Here is a 20,941-nt window from a genome sequence, read left to right as displayed (position 1 = left end):
GCATCGTCAGGCCGTGGCGTCCGAGCGCTGAATGGGCGGACAAGGGGCGCAGCGCGCCGCCCGATCGCTCATAGCGGCACGACGTCGAAGTTCTCCTGATGGTAGGTGGCCTCGGGCTTGGTCCGGATCGGTCGGTTGAGCTGGGCTTCGAGTTCGGCCAGGCCCATCGGCTGGTCTTCGGTGAGCCGCTGCACCACCTGCGGTGCGGCGAGCACCAGAAACGCCTTGGCCTCGAACTGGCGCGCGGCGCGCTGCACTTCGCGGGTGATCTCGTGGCAGACCGTTTCGACCGTCTTCACGCTGCCGCGTCCTTCGCATACGGTGCAGGGCTCGCAAAGGATATGCCCCAGCGATTCGCGCGTGCGCTTGCGCGTCATCTCGACCAGGCCCAGTGGCGAGAAATCGTGCACCTGGGTGCGCGCCGGATCGCGCTTGAGCTCCTTCTCCAGGGCGCGCAGCACCTGCGCGCGATGGTCCTCGTTCTTCATGTCGATGAAGTCGAGAATGATGATGCCGCCGAGGTTTCTCAGGCGCAGCTGCCGCGCGATCGCCTGCGTGGCTTCGAGATTGGTCTTGAGGATGGTTTCCTCGAGATTGCGATGGCCGGTGAAGGCGCCGGTATTGACGTCGATCGTCGTCATCGCCTCGGTCTGGTCGATCACCAGATGGCCGCCGGACTTGAGATCGACCTTGCGCGTGAGCGCCCGGCCGATGTCGTCCTCGACACCGTAGAGATCGAAGATCGGCGCATGGCCCTCGTAGAGCCCGACCAGATGCGCTCCGCCCGGCACGAAATCGAGCGCGAACTGCTTGAGCTTGGCGAACTCGCTGGCGCTGTCGATGCGCACGCGCTCGACGTCGGTGCCGAGCAGGTCGCGCAGGATACGCATCGACAGCGGCAGGTCGCCGTGCACGAGCGTGCCGTGCTGGGCCATGCGGCTGCCCTGGCTCACCGAAGTCCACAGGCGCAGCAGAAACTCCAGATCGTGCGCGAGCGCATCCTCGCTCGCGCCTTCGGCCGCGGTGCGCGCGATCACGCCGAACTGCGGGCACAGGCGCTGATGCAGGCCGGCGACGATGTCCTTGAGCCGGTGGCGCTCGGCCTCGTCTTCGATGCGCGCCGAAACGCCCGCGTGCGGCTCGAACGGCAGCAGCACGAGATAGCGCGACGGCACCGACAGCAGGGTCGTGAGCCGCGCGCCCTTGGTACCGAGCGGATCCTTGAGGATCTGCACGAGCACGTCCTGGCCTTCGCTGAGCAGCTTGCCGATCGGCGGCTGCGGCAGCGGCTCGCCGTTGGCGTTCTGCGTCGGCACCATGTCGGCCACGTGCAGGAACGCGGTGCGCTCGAGCCCGATCTCGACGAAAGCGGCCTGCATGCCCGGCAAGACCCGCTGGACGCGGCCCTTGTAGATGTTGCCGACGAGGCCGTGGCGCGAGGCGCGCTGGATATGGATCTCCTGCGCGGCTCCGTTCTCGACGAGGGCCACGCGGGTTTCCTGCGGACCGATGTTGACGAGGATTTCGGTGCTCATGCGCCGGGAGACGAGAGACGGGGAACGGGAGACGGTTTGATGCCAGCCTTGGCCAACAGCTCGCAGGTTTCGAAAAGCGGCAGGCCGACCACGCCGGTGTAACTGCCGCGAATTTCGCGTATCCAGCGCGCGGCTCCGCCCTGGATCGCATAGGCACCGGCTTTGTCGGCCGGCTCGCCGCTGGCCCAGTAGGCGGCGGCGTCTTCGGGCGTGATCGGGCCGAAGCTCACTTCGGTGACGCTGAGCGCCTCGTAGACCACCTCGCCGCGCACGAGGGCGACGGCCGAGCAGACCCGGTGCGTGCGACCCGACAGCCGGGCGAGCATGGCCAGCGCATCCTCCCGATCGTTCGGCTTGCCGAGAATCTCGCCATCGATCGACACGTCGGTATCCGCACCGAGCACGAACAATCCGCCGCCCGCGGAGTGTCCGCCATGCACGTGTCCGCCAGTGTCCGCCGTACGCGCCTTGGACAGCGCCAGCCGGCGCGCGAAGGCTTCGGGAGACTCGCCGGCGGCGGCTTTCTCGGGCACGTCGGCAGGCTTGCAATCGAACACGTAACCGACGCCGCGCAGCATCGCCACGCGCCTCGGCGAGCGCGAGGCGAGCACGAATTGGGGAGCGGAAATCACGGTGGAAGCAGCAGTCATCGCGACACTATCGCATGGGCCCCAAAGCGCTCGCAAAAGCCTTTCGCGGCTTGCGCGCGATCGACCGGGCATGGCGGCGGCATCGATCTTGCCCCTGCACCGGTATCGGGCCGAAAGGCTTGGCCCGCCATCTGTACGGAGTGAGATACTCCGGCGTTCAAGAACATTTCGAACCATGACCATGCAGACCCTGAGCCCCTCCCAGTTCCAAGCCCTCATCGCCTCGGGCGCCACCGTGCTCGACGTCCGCATGCCCGAGGAGGTCGCCATCGCCTCGCTGCCCGGCGCGGTCAACATTCCGCTGATGGACTTGCCCGATCGCATCGGCGAATTAAACCCGCAGGCTCCGATCGCCGTCTTATGCCACCACGGCGTTCGCAGCGAACACGCAAGCCGCTTCCTGGAGCACAACGGTTTCACCCAGGTCTCGCACCTGGAAGGTGGAATCGATGCCTGGTCCGAGCAAATCGATGCGAGGGTGCCGCGGTACTGAAGCCGTCTGATCGGTAACCACTGCGTCTACTAAAAAGCTTTCATTGGGGGATTTTCGCGATGCGCCTGTCGGCATTCAAAGCGGCTGCTGCCGCGCTCTTTCCCGTGCTCGCGCTGTCGACTTCGTCGGCCTGGGCCAACGAGCTCGTCAACGTCTATCGCCTGGCGGCGGACAACGATGCGCAGATCGCGGCCGCCGCGCATCAGCGCGACGCAGCGCTCGAAGCCAGGCCCCAGGCGCGGGCGGCGTTGCTGCCGTTGATTTCAGGCAGCTACTCCTATGGCAAAGGGCACTCCATCGGATCACAGGAGCAAATCTCCGAAATCGGCGTGCCAATCACTGATTCCAGCGGAAATCCGGTGGATGCCGACGGCGATGGCCGTCAGGACACCGAGTTGCGTCCGACGCCGATCGGCAGGCGCTTCAACACCAACGACACCAACAAGAACCTCAACATCAGCCTGACCCAACCGCTGTTCGATTGGGCCTCGTTCCTTAGGCTCTCGAAGTCGGCCGATCAGCTCGCGCTCGCTCAGGCCTCGTTCCGCGCAGCCGAGCAAAACCTGCTGCTGCGTTCGGCCCAGGCCTACTTCAACTATCTCGCGGCCAACGACGACCTGCGCTATACGGGGGCTCGCAAAGCTTCGCTGGAACGCCAGCTCGAGCAGGCCAAGAAGCGCTTCGACGTCGGTCTTTCGGCGATCACGGACGTGCAGGAAGCCCAGGCCAGCTATGACGTCACCACGGCCGACGTCATCGCAGCCGAACAGGCGCTCGCCTCCGCGCGCGAAGCCCTGCTTGAAGTTACCGGCCAGCAGGACGCGCGGCTGGTTGCGTTGCAGGAAGAGATTCCGTTGCCGGGCCCGCAACCCGAAGACATGAACGCCTGGCTCTCCTCGGCCAAGGACAATAATTTCGACCTCGCGATCGCGCGCATCAACGCCGAACTCGCAGGGCGTGACGTGGATATCGCAAGAGCGGGGCATTATCCGACGCTCAACCTCGTCGGCCAGTACACGGACATCAGCCAGGACAGCAAAGAACGCAAATCGGAAATCGGTGACTTCTATCAAGAAAACAGAGGACCGAGCGTCGCCGTGCAGGTGAACGTCCCGATCTTCAGCGGTTTTCTAGTCAACTCGCAGACGCGCCAGGCGGCGAATGTCGAAGATCAGCGCAAGGCCGAACTGCTCGGCAGCCAGCGCAGCGTCGCAAGGCAGACGCGCGATGCCTACCTCAAAGTGCTTTCGGGCTCAGCCCGCGTGAAGGCGCTCAAGCAAGCCGTGATCTCGAATCAGACCGCGCTGCAGGCCAGCGAGACCGGCCTCGAAGTCGGCACGCGCACGACCGTCGACGTGCTCAACGCGCAAAGCCTGCTGTTCAGCGCGCAGCGCGACTATGCACGCGCGCGCTACGACTATCTGGTGTCGATCCTCACGCTGAAATCGGCGGCGGGACGGCTCACCGAAAGCGATCTGGCCGAGATCGATCAGCTGCTCGTCAGCGGCTGATCGATTCCCGCATCGTTTCCGCGTAGAACACGCGTCGAACGCAAAGGCCGGGTCGGACGACCGGCCTTTTGCTTGCAGGCCTGCTTTAATGCGCGCATGACCTTGATCTACAGCTTTCCGGCGGTGGTGGACGCGCGTGCGCATACGCTGGTGCTCGGCTCGATGCCCGGCGCGCTTTCGCTACAGGCGAACCAGTATTACGCGCATCCGCAGAACGCCTTCTGGAGGATCATGGGCGATCTGTTCGGCGCCCATCGCGAGCTGGCTTATCCCGACCGCCTGCGTCTGCTGCAACACCACGGCCTCGCGCTCTGGGACGTGCTCAAGTGCTGCATCCGTCAAGGCAGCCTCGATTCGAGCATCTTCGAAGACAGCATCGAGCCGAACGATCTCGCCACGCTGCTGCGCGATCATCCGCGCATCGAGCGCGTGTTCTTCAACGGCAGCAAGGCCGAGCAGAGCTTCAAGCGCTACGTGCGCCTGCCCGCGCTCGCCTCGCCGCCGCGCTTCGCACGCCTGCCGTCGACGAGCCCGGCGCATGCGACGCTGAACTACGCGGCCAAGCTCGAAGCCTGGCGTCTGCTGTTGTCTCCCCCTGCCGCCCGCAAAGGGCCGTGTGAGGCTTCGCCGTCATAGCGGGGCGTCGCCCATCCCGAAAAAAATCCCTCGTCCGGCGCTACGCGCCACCTGCTCCCGAGAACGCACGCCGGGCCTACCGCCGCTGCGCCTCGAGCGTCTGGGCAAACAAGGTCGCGCCCGTGCTGTCCTTGAGCGCCACCGTCATCGCGCGCGTACGCGCATCGATGTCGACCTGGCCGAAGAACTGGTAGTTGGCGCTCGGCGGCAGATTGCTCTGCCCCTTCGGCGGCGCCTTGGCGAACACCAGTTGCGGGCCGAAGGTGTCATCGAGTTCGCCCGGGCCGAAGGTGCCCGCGTGCAGTGGTCCGGCGACGAATTCCCAGAACGGCTCGAAGTCATCGAAGCGCGCCTGCTTCGGCTCGTAGCGATGCGCGGCGCAGTAATGCACGTCGGCCGTCAGCCACACGGTGTTGCCGATACGGCTGCGCTTGATGAAGCGCAGGATTTCGGCGATCTCGAATTCGCGTCCGAGCACCGGGCCGTTGCCGTTGGCGATCGCTTCGAACTGTGGACGTTGCTGCGCATCGACCCCATCGCCGACGAGCAGGCCGATCGGCATGTCGGCCGCGATGACTTTCCAGGTGGCGGTCGAATCACGCAGGCCGCGCTTGAGCCAGGCGATCTGTTCGGCGCCCAGAAAGGCGGTCGCCTCACTCCGCGAGCCCTGGCGGTTGTAGCTGTTCGGCCCGCGATAGCTGCGCATGTCGAGCACGAAGACATCGAGATCGTCGCCATACGGAATGCGCCGATAGACACGCTGTGCTTCGTCCTGCGTGTGCGAGCGCATCGGCGCGTAATCGAGAAAGGCCTTGGTCGCACGTGCGACGAGCGTCTGCACGCGCTTCTCGGTGTACGCCGCGTTGGCCGACAGATCCTTGGCGGCCGACCAGTTGTTGGTGACCTCGTGATCGTCCCACTGCCAGATCTGCGGCACCTGCGCGTTGAACGCGCGGACATGGTGATCGTGCAGGTTGTACAGATACGCGCGGTGATATTCGCGCAGCGTCTCGGCGACCTTGGTCTTCTCGGGCACCGCGTCGAGAAACGCGTTGTACCACCAGCTTCCATCGGCGAGCGCCACTTCGGGCTTCATCGGCCCGTCGGCGTAGATGGTGTCGCCCGAATGCAGGAAGAAATCCGGATCGACTGCGCGCATCGCCTCGTAGCAGCGCATGCCGCCATCGTCCGGATTGATGCCCCAGCCCTGCCCCGCGGTGTCTCCACCCCAGACGAAGCGCAGACCTTCGCGACGCCGCGGACGCGTGCGGAACACGCCGTTCACGGGCTCGCTCTCGGCCGCTTCGTCGTCGAGGTTCTGGAACATCGTGCGCACGTAGATCTCGCGCCCCTGCGGCAAGCCGCTCAGGTCGACGCGCGCGGTGTAGTCCGAGGCTTCGAGCGCATAAGGTCCGACGATGCTCTGCTTCTGGTCGAACTGCGCATCGAGCGACCACTCCACGACGAGCCGCGATTCGCGATCGGCCCGGCTCCAGACGATGGCCCGGTCGGCGAGCACATCGCCGATCTGCAAACCCCAGTCGGCCCGCGGCCGCGACGCATCCGCAGCCACCACCACCGGCGCCTGCCGCGCGGCCAGCACACCCGGCAGACAGCCGCCGAGCAACAGGCCACCCGCAGCTCCAGCCGACGATTTCAAGAACCCGCGACGCGACGACTCGACTCGCTTGGACATTCCCTGTCTCCTGGCTCGTAGTGAGGTACGTGATGAGAAGCCAGCCGAGCGTAAGCGGCGCAGATGAAGGCTTTGTTGCGGTTTGTAGCGCTTCGTCTTGATGTGCCACGGTTCTCGTTTTTACCTGCATGGCTTCGGCAGACTAAGACGCATCGGATAGGGAGACCGTTATGCGCTGGGGATCGCAGCTGTTGTCGTCGTGCTGGGTGTTGCTGTCGTTGTCGCTAGGCGCTTGCAGCAGCACGCCGCAAGCCACGTCACCACCGCAACCGGAAGCCGCTTCCGCGCTGTCGCCCGAAGACCAGGCGCTCGTCGCGTTCGCCAAGGTCTACGGCTACGTGCGCTGGTTCTATCCGGGCGATGAAGCCTTCGAAGCCGACTGGTGGACACGCTTCGCCGTCGAAGGCGCGGGCCGCATGTTGCAGGTCCACGACACGCAGCAACTGCGTCCGGCGCTCGAAGCGGCATTCGCGCCGCTTGCCCACAACCTCAAGTTCTACGCCGACGGTGAGCCGCATCCGTTCACGCCGCTGCCAAGCGACACCGGCGGGCTGCAAGTGGTGGCCTGGCAGCACTACGGCGCTGGATTGGGAGAAATCGATCGGCTGTACAAAAGCCTGCGCCTGAATCGTGAAGCAGCGGTCAAGGATCCCGGCGCGGGCATGATCACGCAGTTCGTCGATGCCAAGCCCTATCGCGGCATGCGCATCCAGTTGCGCGGCGCGCTGCGCGTGCAGCAGAAGCAGGCCGACGACACGCGCGGGCATCTGTATCTCAACGTCATGGCGAACAGGCGTTCGATCCAGCTGCTCAAAATGGAAGAACACCCGGTGCGCAGGCCCGACTGGCAGGTTTACGAAATCGAGGCAACGGTGGCCGATGAAGCGGAGCGCATCGTCTTCGGCGTGTTCATGCGCGGCGCGGGCTCGCTAGGGGCCGACGATCTCGAACTGCGGGTCGCGCCGGCTGGAAGCGATCAGTGGCGTCGCGTGACCATCCCCAACGCAGGCTTCGAGCAGGACGCGCGCACGATTGCGGGCTGGACGCAGGGCTCGCGCGCGCATCGCTTCTGGCTCGACACGCAGGAGCCGCATGCGGGCAAGCAGTCGCTGGCAATCACGCCGCTCGCCCTGCCGCAAGGCCCGCTGTTCGCCGAACACGCCATGCCGGGCGACGTGCTGGACCTGCGCCTTGCGGACACTTTGCACGCCTTCATGCCGCTGGCGCTGTACAGCGATGCGCGCAGCACGCTGCCGCGCCTAGCGACGGCGCCTTATCAGCCGCCGGCATTGCCTGCGAATTTCCAGAGCTACGGCGACGAGCGCGTGCGCATCGCAGCGGCGGTCGTGGCCTGGAACGCCTTCCAGCACTTCTATCCCTACTTCGACGTGGTGCAGACCGACTGGAACGCCGAGCTGCCGAAGCTGCTCGCAGCCGCAAGGCAGGCAGCGGATGCCGAGGCGATGCAGCGCGTGCTGCAACGCCTGGTGCACGCGGCGCACGACGGCCACGGCAGGGTGACGCTCGGCGGAGCCCCGAAGCAGCCGTACGGCGAACTGCCGCTGGCCATCGGCTGGATCGAAGGCCGCGCCGTCGTCACGCAAACGCTGGTGCCACAAAACGTACAGGTCGGCGACGTGATCGTGAAGATCGACGGCGTGGCCACCGAAGCGCTCGCACGCGACGAAGACGCCCTGCTTTCCGGCTCTCCGCAGTGGCGGCGCTTGTGGGCGGGCCGCCTGGGCGGAGGCGATCCGGCCGTGGCCAAGCGTCTCGACATCGAGCGCGGCAGTCGGCATCTGCAAGTGGAACTCAAGCCCGAGCGGCGCACACCGATGCCCGATCAGCCGCGCGCCCACGTCGAACAGCTGCGTCCCGACATCTGGTACGTGGACCTGCGCACCACGCCGATGGACGAGATTCGCGCTCACCTCGATACGCTTGCTGCGGCCAAGGGCGTGATTTTCGATCTGCGCGGCTATCCCAAGGACAACCACGAAATCCTGCGCCACCTGCTGCGCGAACCCGAGCAGACGCAATGGATGTTCGTGCCGAAGATCACGCGGCCGGATCGCGACTGGCCCGCCGGCTTCGACGGCATGGGTTGGAACCTGCAACCTGCGCAGCCGCACATCGGCGGACGCGTGGCCTTTCTGACCGACGAGCGCGCGATCAGCTACGCCGAGTCGGTCATGGGCTACGTCGAAGGCTTGAAGCTCGGCGAAATCGTGGGCTCGCCAACCGCCGGCACCAACGGCAACATTCGCCAGTTCGGACTGCCGGGCGGCCTGGGCCTGGCGTTCACCGGCATGCGCGTGCTCAAGCACGACGGCACGCAGCTGCACGGCATCGGCGTGCTGCCGACCGTTGCGGTCATGCCGACGATCGTCGGCATTCGCGAAGGCCGCGACGAGGTACTCGAAGTGGCATTGCGAGGCCTGGTGCCAGCTGCGCCTCGGTAGGCCGGCTCGGCGCGCCGCCCGTAACCCACCGGCATTTCAAGCCGCGCGCAAGCTCGGTGCCGACAGTGCCGCGTCGAGCTTGATCCAGTCGCCTTCGCGCAGATGCGCACGCGCGAGCTCGAGCACCGCCGCGAACACCGGCGCCGGCACCATCGCGCGCATGCCGAACAGCAAAGCGCAGCGTTCGGCGTGCGTCATGTACGGCAGCATCCAGCGCAGCACGAGCATGGCTTCGTCGGGCGTCTGCGAGGCGACGATGCGATGTTCGAGATCGAGCAGCTGCGCGTCGCTGCAGTGCGCCCACAGCTGCGCCCCATGCACCACTTCCTCGTACTGCATGTGCGAGAAGTTCTCGCCCACGAACAACGCGAGCTCCCGATACAGCTTCAGCGCGAGCGCCGGGCGCGCCGAGGCGTCGGCCGCTTCGAAGGCGTCGACCTGTGCTTCGAGCGTGGCGATCTCGCGCTGATGCTCGACATGCTCGATCGAAATGCGCGCTGCCGCGCCGACGGCGACACTTTCGAGCAGCGGATGGATGAACTCGTTCTCGTGGCCCAGATGCGCCCTCATGCAGCCGAGCAGGGCGCGCAGCTGCGCCAGCGCGGGACCGGTGTCGGCGGCATCGCCCTCATCCATGCGGCCGATGGCGACGAGCGTGTCCGCCATGAAGGCGCGCAGGGCTTTATGGATGCCGGCGTAGAGATCGTAGCGCGGCGCGGTCGGGAAGGTCATCGGAAGCTCCTGAAAGAAATTTTCGAGGAGCGCAGTCTAGGAACGCGGCCTTGGCCGCGTTGCTAAATGTTTCGTCAGCGAATCTTAAAAACTTCTTACACCGCGCAGAAAACCCCGAATCAGCGTCGTGAGCGAAGACAGTCCGCATGCGGACGGAGCGCGGGTCGATGGCCCGGCCGATGAGGGATTCAATGTCACGCATCGGCAAGCCGGCGACGAAGCGTGATCGATACACGCAAGGATTTCGAGCACCGCCCGCATGCGGGCTGCCGAGCACAGCAGCTGAGTCGGGGTGTTCTCAGCTCGCCGGAATGCGCAGCTTTTGCCCAACGGCCAGATGACTGCCGTCGATGCCGTTGGCATCGCGCAGCGAATTCACGCTGACCTTGTACTGCTTGGCGATGCTGCTGAGCGTCTGTCCCGAGCGCACCTTGTGCGTGCGCGGTGCCTTGGGCTTGCTCCTGGCGGCCGGCCTGGCCTGCTCGCGGCGCTCGGCCTCGACGGCTGCGGTTTCGGCGCGCGTGAGACTGGGCTTGGATTCGCCCACCGCCACGATCACCGGCCCCGGCCGGCGCTCCTCGCGCGGCGGCACCTTGAGTAGCTGGCCGATCCGCACGCTGTCGTTCTTGAGCCCGCTCGCGCTCTTGATGGAGGCGACGCTGGTGCCGTACTGCTTGGCGATCTTGCCGAGCGATTCGCCCTTGGCGACCTTGTGCAACAGAAAGAAACTGCGCTGGCTGTCGAAGCGCTCACTGCTGCCGAGCTTGGCGTAGCCGACGTTGAACGCGCTCGCATGTCCGGCCGGAATGCGGATCACATGGCCCGGCGGCACGTAGAGCTTGCCTTCGATGACCTCGGGCCGGTACGCCGGATTGAGCTTGCGGAACACCTCATCGTCGGCGTCGCAGAGCCGGCGCAGGGTTTCGTACGGCACGTAGTGCTTGGTCTCGACGGTGTCGTAGCGCAGCGGCGCATTGCGTTGCAGTTGCTCGCCGAAATGCGTCTTCCATTCGCGCTCGACGTCGGAGGCGGCGAGGAATTCCGCATAGAAGTTCTGCGAGGCGAAGCCGAAGCTCTTGGCGTCGTAGCGCGCGATCAGGTCGGGCAGCGTGTTGCCGTTGACCTTCTGCAGGCCGCGCGCGATGCCGCCGCGGCCGTGGTTGTACGCGGTCAGCGCGAGCGGCCAGGCGCCCAACGCGTTGTAGTCGTCGCGCAGATGGCGGGCGGCGGCGTCGGTGCTGGTCCATGGGTCGCGACGATCGTCGACGACCTCGTTCAAGCGCATATAGATCTTCGCGGACGAAGGCATGAACTGCCACAGGCCGGCCGCGCCGACCTTGGAATAGGCCTCGACGTTGAAGCTCGACTCCACCAACGGCAGCCGGGTGAGCTGCACCGGCAGGCCGTAGCTGCGGAAGATGCTTTCCATCGCCGGCATGTACTTGCCCGAAGTCTCGAGCGCGAGCGCGGTGCGCTCCTTGAGCCCTCGCTGGGCGCGCAGGGTGCCGACCGCATCGCGGAAGCGGCGCTCGCCCGGGACATCGGCATAGAGCTGCCAGACGCGGCGCTGTTCTTCGTTGAGTTGCTGCGGGCTGTCGCGCAGCCTGTCGACTTCTTCGAGCAGGCGGTTGTAGCGCGCCTTGGCCCGGGTCTCCTCGTCGTTCTTGAGCCTGGCGAGCGCGAGCTTGTCGAGGCGCATCGCGTCGGCGCGGAAATCGAGCACCTCGAATACCTTGTTCGGGTAGGTCGACGAGTGGATGGCGCTCTGGTTCTCGGAATACTGACCGAACACCTTGGTCCAGAACGCGACCTTGGGCTGGAGCGAGTCGTAGCGCGGAAACAGCCTGGAATCGAGCGCCGGTATCTTGCCTTCGCGCGGGGCGGTGCTGCCGGCGACCGCCGCAGTGGCAGCCGCCGGCGTGCCCGGCACCACCGCCTGCACGGGCGCCTGGCCGGGCGCTTCGGCGGCCTCGGCCGGCGCCGCAGGTTCGGCCGCATCGGCGGCCCGATCGACAACATTCGTCACGGCTTCGACAGCGGCGGCAGGCTGCGTTACGACCGGATCGGTGCCGACCGGCGCGCTCAGCGGCGCGGCTTCCGCGGGTGCCGGCTGCGCCGCCTGCTGGGCGCTCGATGCCGCCGCGAAACCCAGCAGCAGCGTGGAAAACCAATGAATCCTTTGCACTGAAAACCCCGGGTGCGAGGCCGGCCGAAGGCCGGCGGGAAGCTCACCGAACGATGCTAGCCCAGGCCTCCCGGATGAACAAATGCTGTTCCGCAACAAGCACGTGCAAGCGCCTCAGCCTATAGACCGTGGCCGCGATCAGGACGGTTTCGCGGTCGGAACGGGCGAGCGCCTGGGATAAGCTACCGACACGTCGATATCGAAAATCACGAGCGGCCTGTCACCCGCATCCGGCCGGCCACCCGCATCTTCAGCAAGCCTCCAAGACCTGCCATGGGCCAGCCTTATCCTGCCGTCGAGCCGTACCGCACGCACCGTCTCAAGGTCTCGGAGCTGCACGAGATCTACATCGAGGAATGCGGCAACCCGCGCGGCAAGCCGGTGGTGTTCGTCCACGGCGGTCCGGGCGGCGGCACCGAGCCCTGGCATCGTCAGTTCTTCAACCCGCAGCTCTACCGCATCGTGCTGTTCGACCAGCGCGGCTGCGGCCGCTCGAAGCCGCATGCCGAGCTGCGCGACAACACCACCTGGGACCTGGTCGCCGACATCGAGCGCATCCGCGGGCTGCTCGGCATCGAGCGCTGGGTGGTGTTCGGCGGATCGTGGGGCTCGACCCTCGCGCTGGCCTACGCGCAGACGCACCCGGACGCGGTGCGCGCGCTGGTGCTGCGCGGCATCTTCCTGCTGCGCCCGGAGGAGATCCGCTGGTTCTACCAGGAGGGCGCCAACTGGCTGTTCCCGGATGCCTGGGAGCATTACCTCAAGCCGATTCCGCGCGAGGAGCGCGACGACCTGCTGCACGCCTATCACCGCCGGCTGACCAGCGACGATGTCCAGGTGCGTCGCGAGGCCGCGCGCGCCTGGAGCATCTGGGAAGGCGCGACCAGCAAGCTGCTGCCGAGCCGCGACATGGTCGCCCGCTTCGGCGAGGACCACTTCGCCGAGGCCTTCGCGCGCATCGAGTGCCATTACTTCGTCAACAACGGCTTCTTCCGCTCGCCGAACCAGCTGCTCGAAGATGCCTACCGCATCCGCCACATTCCGGGCGTGATCGTGCAGGGCCGCTACGACGTGGTCTGCCCGATCAAGTCGGCCTGGGATCTGCACCGTGCCTGGCCCGAGGCCGACCTGCAGATCGTCGGCGACGCCGGCCACGCGGCGAGCGAGCCGGGCGTGCTGTCGAGGCTGGTCGCGGCAACCGAGCGCTTTGCCTCGCTGTAGGGCACGCGTGGCCGAAGCCCTCGCGGGACGGTCGAGCCAGGCCCTACGACGGCCCGATCTGCCCCGCGCATTCGCAAGGCCTTATGACGGAAATGCGGCGCAAATTCACCTGGAGCGGCGTTTTTAGACGGTTTCGATATTGGTGCACTCATCGTTGCGATCGATACGCTGCAACAGTCCACGCCTAATCTGACTGGCTTGGTTGCCAGGCATCGGGCCCGACCTCGAATGGAACCCACATGAAGACCGTCGTCATCATCGGAGCCGGCTTTTGCGGCGCCGTCACAGCCGCCCAGTTGCTGCGCCAGGCCAGCGAACCGCTGCGCGTGGTGCTGATCAACCGCTCGGGCCTGATGGCCCGCGGCCTGGCCTACGGCACGCGCACCGACGAGCACGTGCTCAACGTGCCGGCCGGGCGCATGAGCGCGTTTCCGGACGACGACGACAGCTTCCTGCGCTACGCCCGGCGCGAAGACCCGGAGCTGTCGGCCAACAGCTTCGTCTCGCGCCGGCTGTTCGGCGATTACCTCGAATGGATCACGCGCGAAGCCGCGCGCGCCGCACCCGCGGGCAGCGAATACCGGCCCATGGTCGGCGACGTCGAGCGCATCGAAGTGGTCGGCGAAGGGGCCCGCGTGCACTTCAAGCCGCGCCGGGTGATCGAAGCCGATCGCGTGGTGCTCGCGCTCGGCAACTTCGCCCCGGCCGATCCGCGCGTGGCGCCCGAATACGAGGGCTTCTACAGCCACCCGCGCTACGTGCGCGACCCCTGGCGTGCCGATGCGCTCTACGTGGTCAAGCCTGACGAGCCGGCATTTCTGATCGGCACCGGCCTGACCATGCTCGACACCCTGCTGAGCCTGCGCGCGCGCGGCCATCACGCGCCGATCTACGCGCTGTCGCGTCGCGGCCTGCTGCCGCAGCCGCATCGCGAACTCGAAATCCACCCGGTCTACACCAGCGGCCTGCCCAAGCGCCTGCCCGCCACGCCGAACGCGGCCGACTACCTGCGCGGGCTGCGCCAGGAACTCGAGCTCGCACGCAGCGCGGACGTCGACTGGCGCGACATCATCGGCAGCCTGCGCGCGGCGACGCCGACGCTCTGGCAGGCGCTGTCGACCCAGGAACGGCGCCGTTTCATCCGTCATCTGCGCACCTTCTGGGATACGCATCGCCATCGCTGCGCCCCGGCGCTCGGCCGGCTGCTCGACGCCGAACGCGCCGACGGCGACCTGCAGGTGCTCGCCGGGCGCGTGACCGGCTACGAGGATCACGCCGACGGCGTCGAGGTGCTCTGGAAGCCGCGCGGCGGCGACCGCATCGAGCGCCTGGGCGTCGGCTGCGTGATCAATTGCACGGGGCCGGAAAGCGATACGCGCACGACCGGCGAAGCGCTGATCGCCCAGCTGCGCGACGACGGCCTGCTGACGCCCGACGAGCTCGGACTCGGCCTGATCGTCGACGGCGACTACCGGCTCGTCGGCCAGGACGGGCGCCCGTCGCCGGTGCTGCACTACGTCGGCCCGTTCCTGCGCGCCCAGCATTGGGAGGCCACCGCGGTACCCGAACTGCGCCGGCACGTGGCCGCGCTGTCGGCGGTATTGCAGCGCTCGCTTCGCGAGCTGGCCCGGCCGCTGGCGACCGCCGGCTGAGCGCGCGCCCGGCTCGTCGGCGCCCCCTGCGGAGCGCTTACGGAGCCGTCGCGGGCTCCGCGTCGAGATCGACAGGCTCAGGCCCGTCCTTTCGCTTCTTGGCCTTCTTCTTGATCTCGAAGCTGCTCATCTCGCCATAGGTGACCTTGTAGCCGTCGCCGTAGAGCGCCTTGTTGGTCATGCGCGTCACGATGAAGCGGTGCAGCTTGCCGTTCTTGCTCGTGATCGAAACATCGTCACCGACGTCGATGGCCTCGATGACCACCTCGGGCGAGGCAGCCACCTGTGTTTTCCGGTGGGAGCAGCCCGCCATCGACAACGCGATGATCGTGGCGAGCATGAGCTTGAGCAGGTCGGACATGGGTATTCCCTTGGGATGAAAGTTCACTGGGAAACTTCGTTCAGGCGTCGTGAGCGAATGCAGATCGAATGTGGATTGCGAGCATCGCCCTCGTGCGAGACGCGGAGCGCAGCAGCTTAAGCGGAGTTGCTCAGCCCGGCTCCAGATACAGCGCTCCACCGCCACTCGCATCGGCGGTGCGAACCTGCAGCGAAACGTCGCCTTCGACGATCCAGCCTTCGCCGGCGATCGGAACGCGACGGCCGTCGGCGAAGTCGGTGTAGCCGCTCAAGCGATAGCGCGCTCTGCCGGCCGCAACGCGCAGGCGCACCGACCCGGAAGTCTTGCCGGGGCCGAGCCGCAGTTCGCCCGCAGCGCCGCCGTCGATGCTGATACGCACCACTTCGGCGCGCTGCGCAGGGCCCAGTCGGTTGCGCACGAGCACCGAGCCGGCGCTGTCGGAGGGCCGCGCGTACGCGCCCGACGAAACCGCTCCCGGCCCGGATTCGGCCAGCCCGTAATACGACAGCTGGTCGGTACCGTAGCGGCGCTGCAGGTCGCAGACATCGACGCGTCCGTCGCGCGCGGCGGCGACCGATCGGCTCGCCGTCGACCGCGTCGAGCGCCTGGACGCAGCGCCACCCGCGGCGGGCCTGGTCTTCGGGGCGGCGGACGTCGCGGATCGATTCGCACAATCGCAGGGCGGCGGCTCGGGTCCGGCGGCGGCGAGCGGGGTGGTGGAATTCGATGGGGGCACCTGGGCCTGCAATCGCGCTTTCACCTGGGCCAGGCTCGGCTCCGATTCCGCCGGCCCTGCGGATGCCGGCTGGGCTGCGGCCTCGGGCGTGGGCGCCTGGGCCGGCGAGCCTGGCTCGTCGCCGATACCCGCGGCCCGGCGCGCATCGGCGGCCTGTTGGGCCACCGCGGCTTCGTTCCAGAGCGATTTCGGAACCATCGGCGACGTGTTGCCGCCGCCGATGGGCGGCGCGGCCTCCGAAGTCCAGACCTTGGTCGCTCCGCGCGGGGCGAAGATCCAGCCGGCCTGGTAGGCGATCGCGGCCAGCGCGACGGTCATCGCGAGCACGATGAGGCCGGCGCGGCCGGAGGCGTTCACCGGCACCCAGCGGCCGTCGGAGGGACGCGGTCTCTTGCCCGCCAGCCCCAGGGCCAGCAGCGTCACCGCAATCAGTACACAGAAAACCAGCAGCAGCGATTTCATTCGCGTCCCGGCCTAGCCTGTTCTCATTTATTTAAAATTGTTTCGCTTGGAACGTAAATAGCACGTCGATCGCTATCGGTACTCTCCATCCGACTTATCGCCGGGCCGCGGCATGCGAAACACCGGAAAGCGCCCCGCCCTGACTTCGGTCCACGACAGGAAACCGCTGTGATCGGTATCCATCCTGTCGAAATAGGGTGCGAGCTCCGGGATGGCTTCGAGTTCGGCCTTGCTCAGTTTGCCGTCGTGATCGACATCCGCGGCTTCGAATTGCTGGAAGGTGATCGGCCCTTCGTCGCGCACATCGCGCCCTCCGCAGGCAGCCAGCAGCAGGCAGGCACCGCCGAGCACAGCCAGCGGTCGGGCGATGGAAAGTGGGGGCTTGGACATTCGGCGAATTCGGCAACGGCATCCGGGACGGGTACGCAGTGTAAGACCGTTGCGCCCGCATTTCGGGGCTCTGGCCCGTGTCGTGTCTTTATGCATTCTTTACATCCTGCGCCACCGATCGGAATGGAGCCTTAGCGCCGCTGGTTTCGATACTGCCGCCCTCCCAACCTTCAACGAAAAAGGGACGGCACATGACATTGGCATTCTGGTGGGGCGGGACGATCGCGATGGGCTTGCTGGCCTATCTGCTCTACGCGCTGCTGCATGCGGAGCGGTTCTGATGAACGCGCCCGATCTGCTGCAGCTGCTGTTCTACGCCGCCGCGTTGCTCGTGCTCTGTCCGCTCGCGGGCCGCTACCTGCATGCCATGCTCTCGCCCGATCGCGGCGGCGCGCTGGCCCTGCCCGAGCGCCTCGTCTACGGCGCCTGCGGAGTCGATGCGCAGCGCGAGCAGAACTGGAGCGAATACGCACGCGCCCTGCTCGCCGTGAACGGCGCCGGCATCGCGCTGCTGTTCGCGATCCTCAAGTTCCAAAATCTTCTGCCACTCAATCCGGGCGGCCTGCCGGGACTGTCCTGGCATCTCGCGCTCAATACCGCGATCAGCTTCGTCACCAACACCAACTGGCAGTCCTACGGCGGCGAATCGACGATGTCGATGTTCTCGCAGGCCTTCGGGCTCACCGTGCAGAACTTCCTGTCGCCCGCGACCGGCATCGCCGTGGTGCTCGCGCTCGTGCGCGGCCTGGTGCGTCGCGAAACTTCGAGCGTCGGCAACTTCTACGTCGACATGACGCGCGCCGTGCTCTACGTGCTGCTGCCGCTTTCGATCGTGTTCGCGCTGCTGCTGGTCTGGCAGGGCGTGCCGCAGAATCTGGTAGCCAGCGTGTCCGCAAGCACGCTCGAAGGCGCGCAGCAGACGCTCGTGCAAGGTCCGGTCGCCTCGCAGGAAGCGATCAAGATTCTCGGCACCAACGGCGGCGGCTACTACAACGTCAACTCCGCGCACCCGTACGAGAACCCGACGCCGCTCAGCAATGCGTTGCAGATGCTCGGCATTCTCGGGCTCGCGGGCGGCCTGGTGTTTCTGTTCGGCCGCATGGCCTCCGACAGGCGCCAGGCCTGGGCCTTGTTCGCGGCCATGCTCATCCCGCTGATGCTCGCGATCGGCGCTGGCTACTGGGCCGAAAGCCAGGGCAATCCATTCGCGGTCGCCTCCGGCGTCGATCCGGCGCTCGCCAACATGGAAGGCAAGGAAGTGCGCTTCGGCACGCTGTCTTCAGTGATCTACGCGGTGTTCACGACGGCGGCTTCCTGCGGCGCGGTCAACGCCATGCACGACAGCTTCACCGCGCTCGGCGGGCTGGTGCCGATGGTGATGATCCAGCTCGGCGAAGTGATCTTCGGCGGCGTCGGCTCGGGCCTCTACGGCATGCTCGTGTTCGCGCTGCTGACGGTGTTCATCGCCGGCCTGATGGTCGGCCGCACGCCCGAATATCTCGGCAAGAAAATCGAAGCGCGCGAGATGAAGCTCGCGGTGTTCGCAGCGCTGATGCCGATGCCGCTCGGTATCCTCGTGCTTGGCGCGTTCGCGATCGCGCTGCCGGTCGGCGTCGCGGGGCTCGCGAATCCGGGGCCGCATGGCTTGTCCGAAATGCTCTACGCCTACACCTCGGCGACCGGCAACAACGGCTCGGCCTTCGCGGGGCTCACCGCGAACACGGCCTTTCACGACACGCTGCTCGGCATCGCGATGCTGATCGGCCGCTTCGGGCCGATCGTGCCTATCCTCGCGATCGCGGGTTCGCTCGCGGCCAAGAAGCGCATTCCGCCTTCGGCCGGCACGTTCCCCACGCATGGCGCGATCTTCGTCGCGCTGCTGATCGGCGTGATCCTCATCGTCGGCGCGCTGACCTATTTCCCGACGCTCGCGCTCGGGCCGGTCGCCGAACATTTCTCGACGCTGGCCGGCCAGCAGTTCTGATGCCCTTCTTCCCCTCCCTCCGGGAGAGGGACCGAGGGGAAGGGCCTGTTCGTCGCAAGCAGGTCCAGCGCTGCGAGTCCTCAACCCTGCCCTCTCCCCAGAGAGAGAGGTCATAACGAAGGAGCTTTTATGAGCACGACGCAAACGCAGCCATTGCTATCCGCTGCGCTCCTCAAACCCGCGTTGATCGAATCGTTGACCAAGCTCGATCCGCGCAAGCAGTTCCGCAACCCCGTCATGTTCATGACCGCCGTCGTCGCCGCGGTGTCGACGCTCGCGAGCTTCACGAGCGGCGGCCAAGCGCTCGGCCTGAACCTGCAGATCGCGCTGTGGCTCTGGTTCACGGTGATCTTCGCCAACTTCGCCGAAGCGCTCGCCGAAGGCCGCGGCAAGGCACGCGCCGACGCGCTGCGATCCGCACAAACCGAAACGCAGGCAGCGAGGCTCGCCAGTCTCGACGACCGGCGCATCGAGCTCGTCAGCAATCGCTCGCTGCGCCGCGGCGATCTGGTGCTCGTCGAGGCCGGTCAATTGATTCCGGGCGACGGCGAAGTGATCGACGGCATCGCCTCGGTGGACGAATCGGCGATCACCGGCGAATCGGCGTCGGTGATTCGCGAATCGGGCTCGGACCGCTGCGCGGTCACCGGCGGCACGCGCGTGGTGTCGGACACGATCGTGGTGCGCATCGGCGCCGATCCGGGCGAGAGCTTTCTCGATCGCATGATCGCGCTCGTCGAAGGCGCTTCGCGCCAGAAGACGCCCAACGAGATCGCGCTGACCGTGCTGCTGATCGGGCTGTCGCTGATCTTCTTGCTCGTGGTCATGACGCTGCCGGCCTGGGCCTCGTATGCGGGCATCTCGCTGTCGGTGCCGCTGCTCGCCGCGCTGCTCGTCACGCTGATTCCCACCACCATCGGCGGCCTGCTGTCGGCGATCGGCATCGCCGGCATGGATCGCCTGTCGGCCCGCAATCTCGTCGCCAAGTCGGGCCGGGCGGTCGAAGCGGCCGGTGACGTCGATACGCTGCTGATCGACAAGACCGGCACGATCACCTTCGGCAATCGGCGCGCGACGCACCTGGTTCCGGTCGGCGATGCTTCGCGCGAGCAGCTGGCCGAAGCCTCGCTCTACGCCTCACTCGCCGATACCACGCCCGAAGGCAAATCCATCGTCGAGCTCATCCGCGAGCAGAAGCTCGCCGAAGCCGATGCGAGCGCCATCGCGAACAGCATCGAGTTCTCGGCCTCGACACGCTTGTCCGGCGCCGATCTGCGCGATGGAACGCAGTTGCGCAAGGGCGCGGTGCAGGCCGTGCTCAAGCAATCCAATGTCGGCGCCGATGCCGAGATGCTCAGGATCGTCGAGAAGATCGCGCGCGGCGGCGCAACACCACTCGCAGTGTCGCGCAACCACAAGCTGCTCGGCATCATCGCGCTGAGCGACGTCGTCAAGCCCGGCATCAAGGCTCGCTTCGACGAGTTGCGCCGCATGGGCATTCGCACGGTGATGATCACGGGGGACAATCCGCTGACCGCCGCCGCGATCGCGGCCGAAGCCGGCGTCGACGACTATCTCGCCGAAGCCACGCCCGAGAAGAAGCTCGAACTGATCCGCAGCGCGCAGGCCGAAGGCCGGCTCGTGGCGATGTGCGGCGACGGCAGCAACGATGCGCCCGCGCTCGCGCAGGCCGACGTCGGCGTGGCGATGAACAGCGGAACGCCGGCCGCACGCGAAGCCGCCAACCTGATCGATCTCGACAGCGATCCGACCAAGCTCCTCGACGTCGTGCTGGTCGGCAAGCAGATGCTGATCTCGCGCGGCTCGCTGACCACGTTCTCGATCGCCAACGACGTCGCCAAGTATTTCGCGATCGTTCCCGCGTTGTTCACGGGCGTTTATCCGGCCCTGCAGGCGCTCAACGTGATGCAGCTGCGATCGCCTGCGAGCGCGGTGCTGTCGGCGGTGATCTTCAACGCGCTGATCATCGTCGCGCTGATTCCGCTCGCGCTGCGCGGCACGCCGTACAAGCCCGCGAGCGCCTCGCAACTGCTCGCACGCAACCTCGGCATCTACGGCCTCGGCGGCCTCGTCGCGCCGTTCATCGGCATCAAGCTCGTGGATCTGGCGATCAATGCGCTGGGTCTGGTTTGAACCTGATTTCGGATGTCGACAACGCGGTGTTCGTCTTCCCTCTCCCGCGTGCGGGAGAGGGTGCCGTGACAGCGGTGGGTG

The 20,941-nt window shown here is 66.6% G+C and carries 17 protein-coding genes; 9 read left to right on the top strand and 8 right to left on the bottom strand.

The genetic code is table 11. The features are described from left to right. Positions 1–68: 68 nt before the first annotated feature. Both rng and WQQ_RS12125 read right to left on the bottom strand, forming a co-directional pair. Positions 69–1,535: a ribonuclease G gene (gene rng, locus WQQ_RS12130; RefSeq protein WP_007185476.1), complete on the bottom strand. Its 1,467-nt coding sequence runs from the start codon at positions 1,533–1,535 to the stop codon at positions 69–71. After that, positions 1,532–2,185 carry a Maf family protein gene (locus WQQ_RS12125; protein ID WP_007185475.1) on the bottom strand — a complete coding sequence of 218 codons (654 nt, stop codon included), beginning with the start codon at positions 2,183–2,185 and terminating at the stop codon, positions 1,532–1,534. The genes rng and WQQ_RS12125 overlap by 4 nt, the downstream gene beginning before the upstream one ends. Positions 2,186–2,360: 175 nt before the next feature. Here WQQ_RS12125 and WQQ_RS12120 point away from each other — a divergent pair, with 175 nt between their 5' ends. The 3 genes from WQQ_RS12120 (at position 2,361) to WQQ_RS12110 (ending at position 4,825) form a co-directional block, all read left to right on the top strand. Further along, positions 2,361–2,678 (top strand): rhodanese-like domain-containing protein, encoded by a 318-nt coding sequence (locus tag WQQ_RS12120; protein ID WP_007185474.1) that lies wholly within the window; start codon positions 2,361–2,363, stop codon positions 2,676–2,678. 59 nt (positions 2,679–2,737) lie between these two features. Then, positions 2,738–4,189, top strand: a complete 1,452-nt coding sequence (locus tag WQQ_RS12115; RefSeq protein ID WP_007185473.1) for a TolC family outer membrane protein — start codon at positions 2,738–2,740, stop codon at positions 4,187–4,189. 96 nt (positions 4,190–4,285) lie between these two features. Further along, positions 4,286–4,825, top strand: coding sequence for a DNA-deoxyinosine glycosylase (locus WQQ_RS12110; protein ID WP_007185472.1), 540 nt, complete (start codon positions 4,286–4,288; stop codon positions 4,823–4,825). Positions 4,826–4,901: 76 nt separating this feature from the next. On the opposite strand, the gene WQQ_RS12105 is transcribed toward WQQ_RS12110, so the two are convergent. Next, positions 4,902–6,521 carry an alkaline phosphatase D family protein gene (locus WQQ_RS12105; protein WP_007185470.1) on the bottom strand — a complete coding sequence of 540 codons (1,620 nt, stop codon included), beginning with the start codon at positions 6,519–6,521 and terminating at the stop codon, positions 4,902–4,904. 170 nt (positions 6,522–6,691) lie between these two features. Between WQQ_RS12105 and WQQ_RS12100 the strand changes: the two genes are divergently transcribed. Beyond that, positions 6,692–8,983 (top strand): S41 family peptidase, encoded by a 2,292-nt coding sequence (locus tag WQQ_RS12100; RefSeq protein ID WP_007185469.1) that lies wholly within the window; start codon positions 6,692–6,694, stop codon positions 8,981–8,983. 36 nt (positions 8,984–9,019) lie between these two features. Here the strand turns inward: WQQ_RS12100 and WQQ_RS12095 are convergent, their stop codons facing one another. Both WQQ_RS12095 and WQQ_RS12090 read right to left on the bottom strand, forming a co-directional pair. Next, on the bottom strand, positions 9,020–9,715 hold the full coding sequence (locus WQQ_RS12095) for a hemerythrin domain-containing protein (protein ID WP_007185468.1): 696 nt from the start codon (positions 9,713–9,715) through the stop codon (positions 9,020–9,022). Positions 9,716–10,013: 298 nt separating this feature from the next. Next, positions 10,014–11,900, bottom strand: coding sequence for a lytic transglycosylase domain-containing protein (locus WQQ_RS12090; RefSeq protein ID WP_007185467.1), 1,887 nt, complete (start codon positions 11,898–11,900; stop codon positions 10,014–10,016). A gap of 273 nt (positions 11,901–12,173) precedes the next feature. On the opposite strand from WQQ_RS12090, the gene pip reads away from it, so the two are divergent. Further along, a complete protein-coding gene (gene pip / locus WQQ_RS12085) occupies positions 12,174–13,121 on the top strand; it encodes a prolyl aminopeptidase (protein WP_007185466.1) in 948 nt (315 codons plus the stop codon). A 239-nt stretch (positions 13,122–13,360) separates the two neighbouring features. Continuing rightward, entirely contained in the window at positions 13,361–14,773 is a 1,413-nt protein-coding gene (locus tag WQQ_RS12080; RefSeq protein WP_007185465.1) for an FAD/NAD(P)-binding protein, read from the top strand. Positions 14,774–14,810: 37 nt separating this feature from the next. Here WQQ_RS12080 and WQQ_RS12075 read toward each other — a convergent pair whose 3' ends face one another. The 3 genes from WQQ_RS12075 to WQQ_RS12065 form a co-directional block, all read right to left on the bottom strand. Further along, positions 14,811–15,134: a YajG family lipoprotein gene (locus WQQ_RS12075; protein WP_007185464.1), complete on the bottom strand. Its 324-nt coding sequence runs from the start codon at positions 15,132–15,134 to the stop codon at positions 14,811–14,813. Positions 15,135–15,264: 130 nt separating this feature from the next. Beyond that, on the bottom strand, positions 15,265–16,332 hold the full coding sequence (locus tag WQQ_RS12070; RefSeq protein WP_007185463.1) for a hypothetical protein: 1,068 nt from the start codon (positions 16,330–16,332) through the stop codon (positions 15,265–15,267). Between the two features lie 72 nt (positions 16,333–16,404). Continuing rightward, entirely contained in the window at positions 16,405–16,722 is a 318-nt protein-coding gene (locus WQQ_RS12065; RefSeq protein WP_007185462.1) for an EF-hand domain-containing protein, read from the bottom strand. 191 nt (positions 16,723–16,913) lie between these two features. Between WQQ_RS12065 and kdpF the strand changes: the two genes are divergently transcribed. The 3 genes from kdpF (at position 16,914) to kdpB (ending at position 20,860) form a co-directional block, all read left to right on the top strand. Then, the gene (gene kdpF, locus WQQ_RS23735) at positions 16,914–17,003 is read left to right on the top strand and encodes a K(+)-transporting ATPase subunit F (protein WP_083844530.1); all 90 of its coding nucleotides are present in this window, start codon (positions 16,914–16,916) and stop codon (positions 17,001–17,003) included. Further along, on the top strand, positions 17,003–18,706 hold the full coding sequence (kdpA, locus tag WQQ_RS12060; protein ID WP_007185461.1) for a potassium-transporting ATPase subunit KdpA: 1,704 nt from the start codon (positions 17,003–17,005) through the stop codon (positions 18,704–18,706). The genes kdpF and kdpA overlap by 1 nt, the downstream gene beginning before the upstream one ends. A gap of 129 nt (positions 18,707–18,835) precedes the next feature. Beyond that, positions 18,836–20,860, top strand: coding sequence for a potassium-transporting ATPase subunit KdpB (kdpB, locus tag WQQ_RS12055; RefSeq protein WP_007185459.1), 2,025 nt, complete (start codon positions 18,836–18,838; stop codon positions 20,858–20,860). The last annotated feature ends 81 nt before the right edge of the window (positions 20,861–20,941 follow it).

The sequence above is a fragment of the Hydrocarboniphaga effusa AP103 genome (assembly GCF_000271305.1).
Taxonomy (GTDB): Bacteria; Pseudomonadota; Gammaproteobacteria; order Nevskiales; family Nevskiaceae; genus Hydrocarboniphaga; species Hydrocarboniphaga effusa.
The sequence above is the reverse complement of the archived record's forward strand: the minus strand, read 5'-3'. Positions and strand labels throughout refer to the sequence as shown.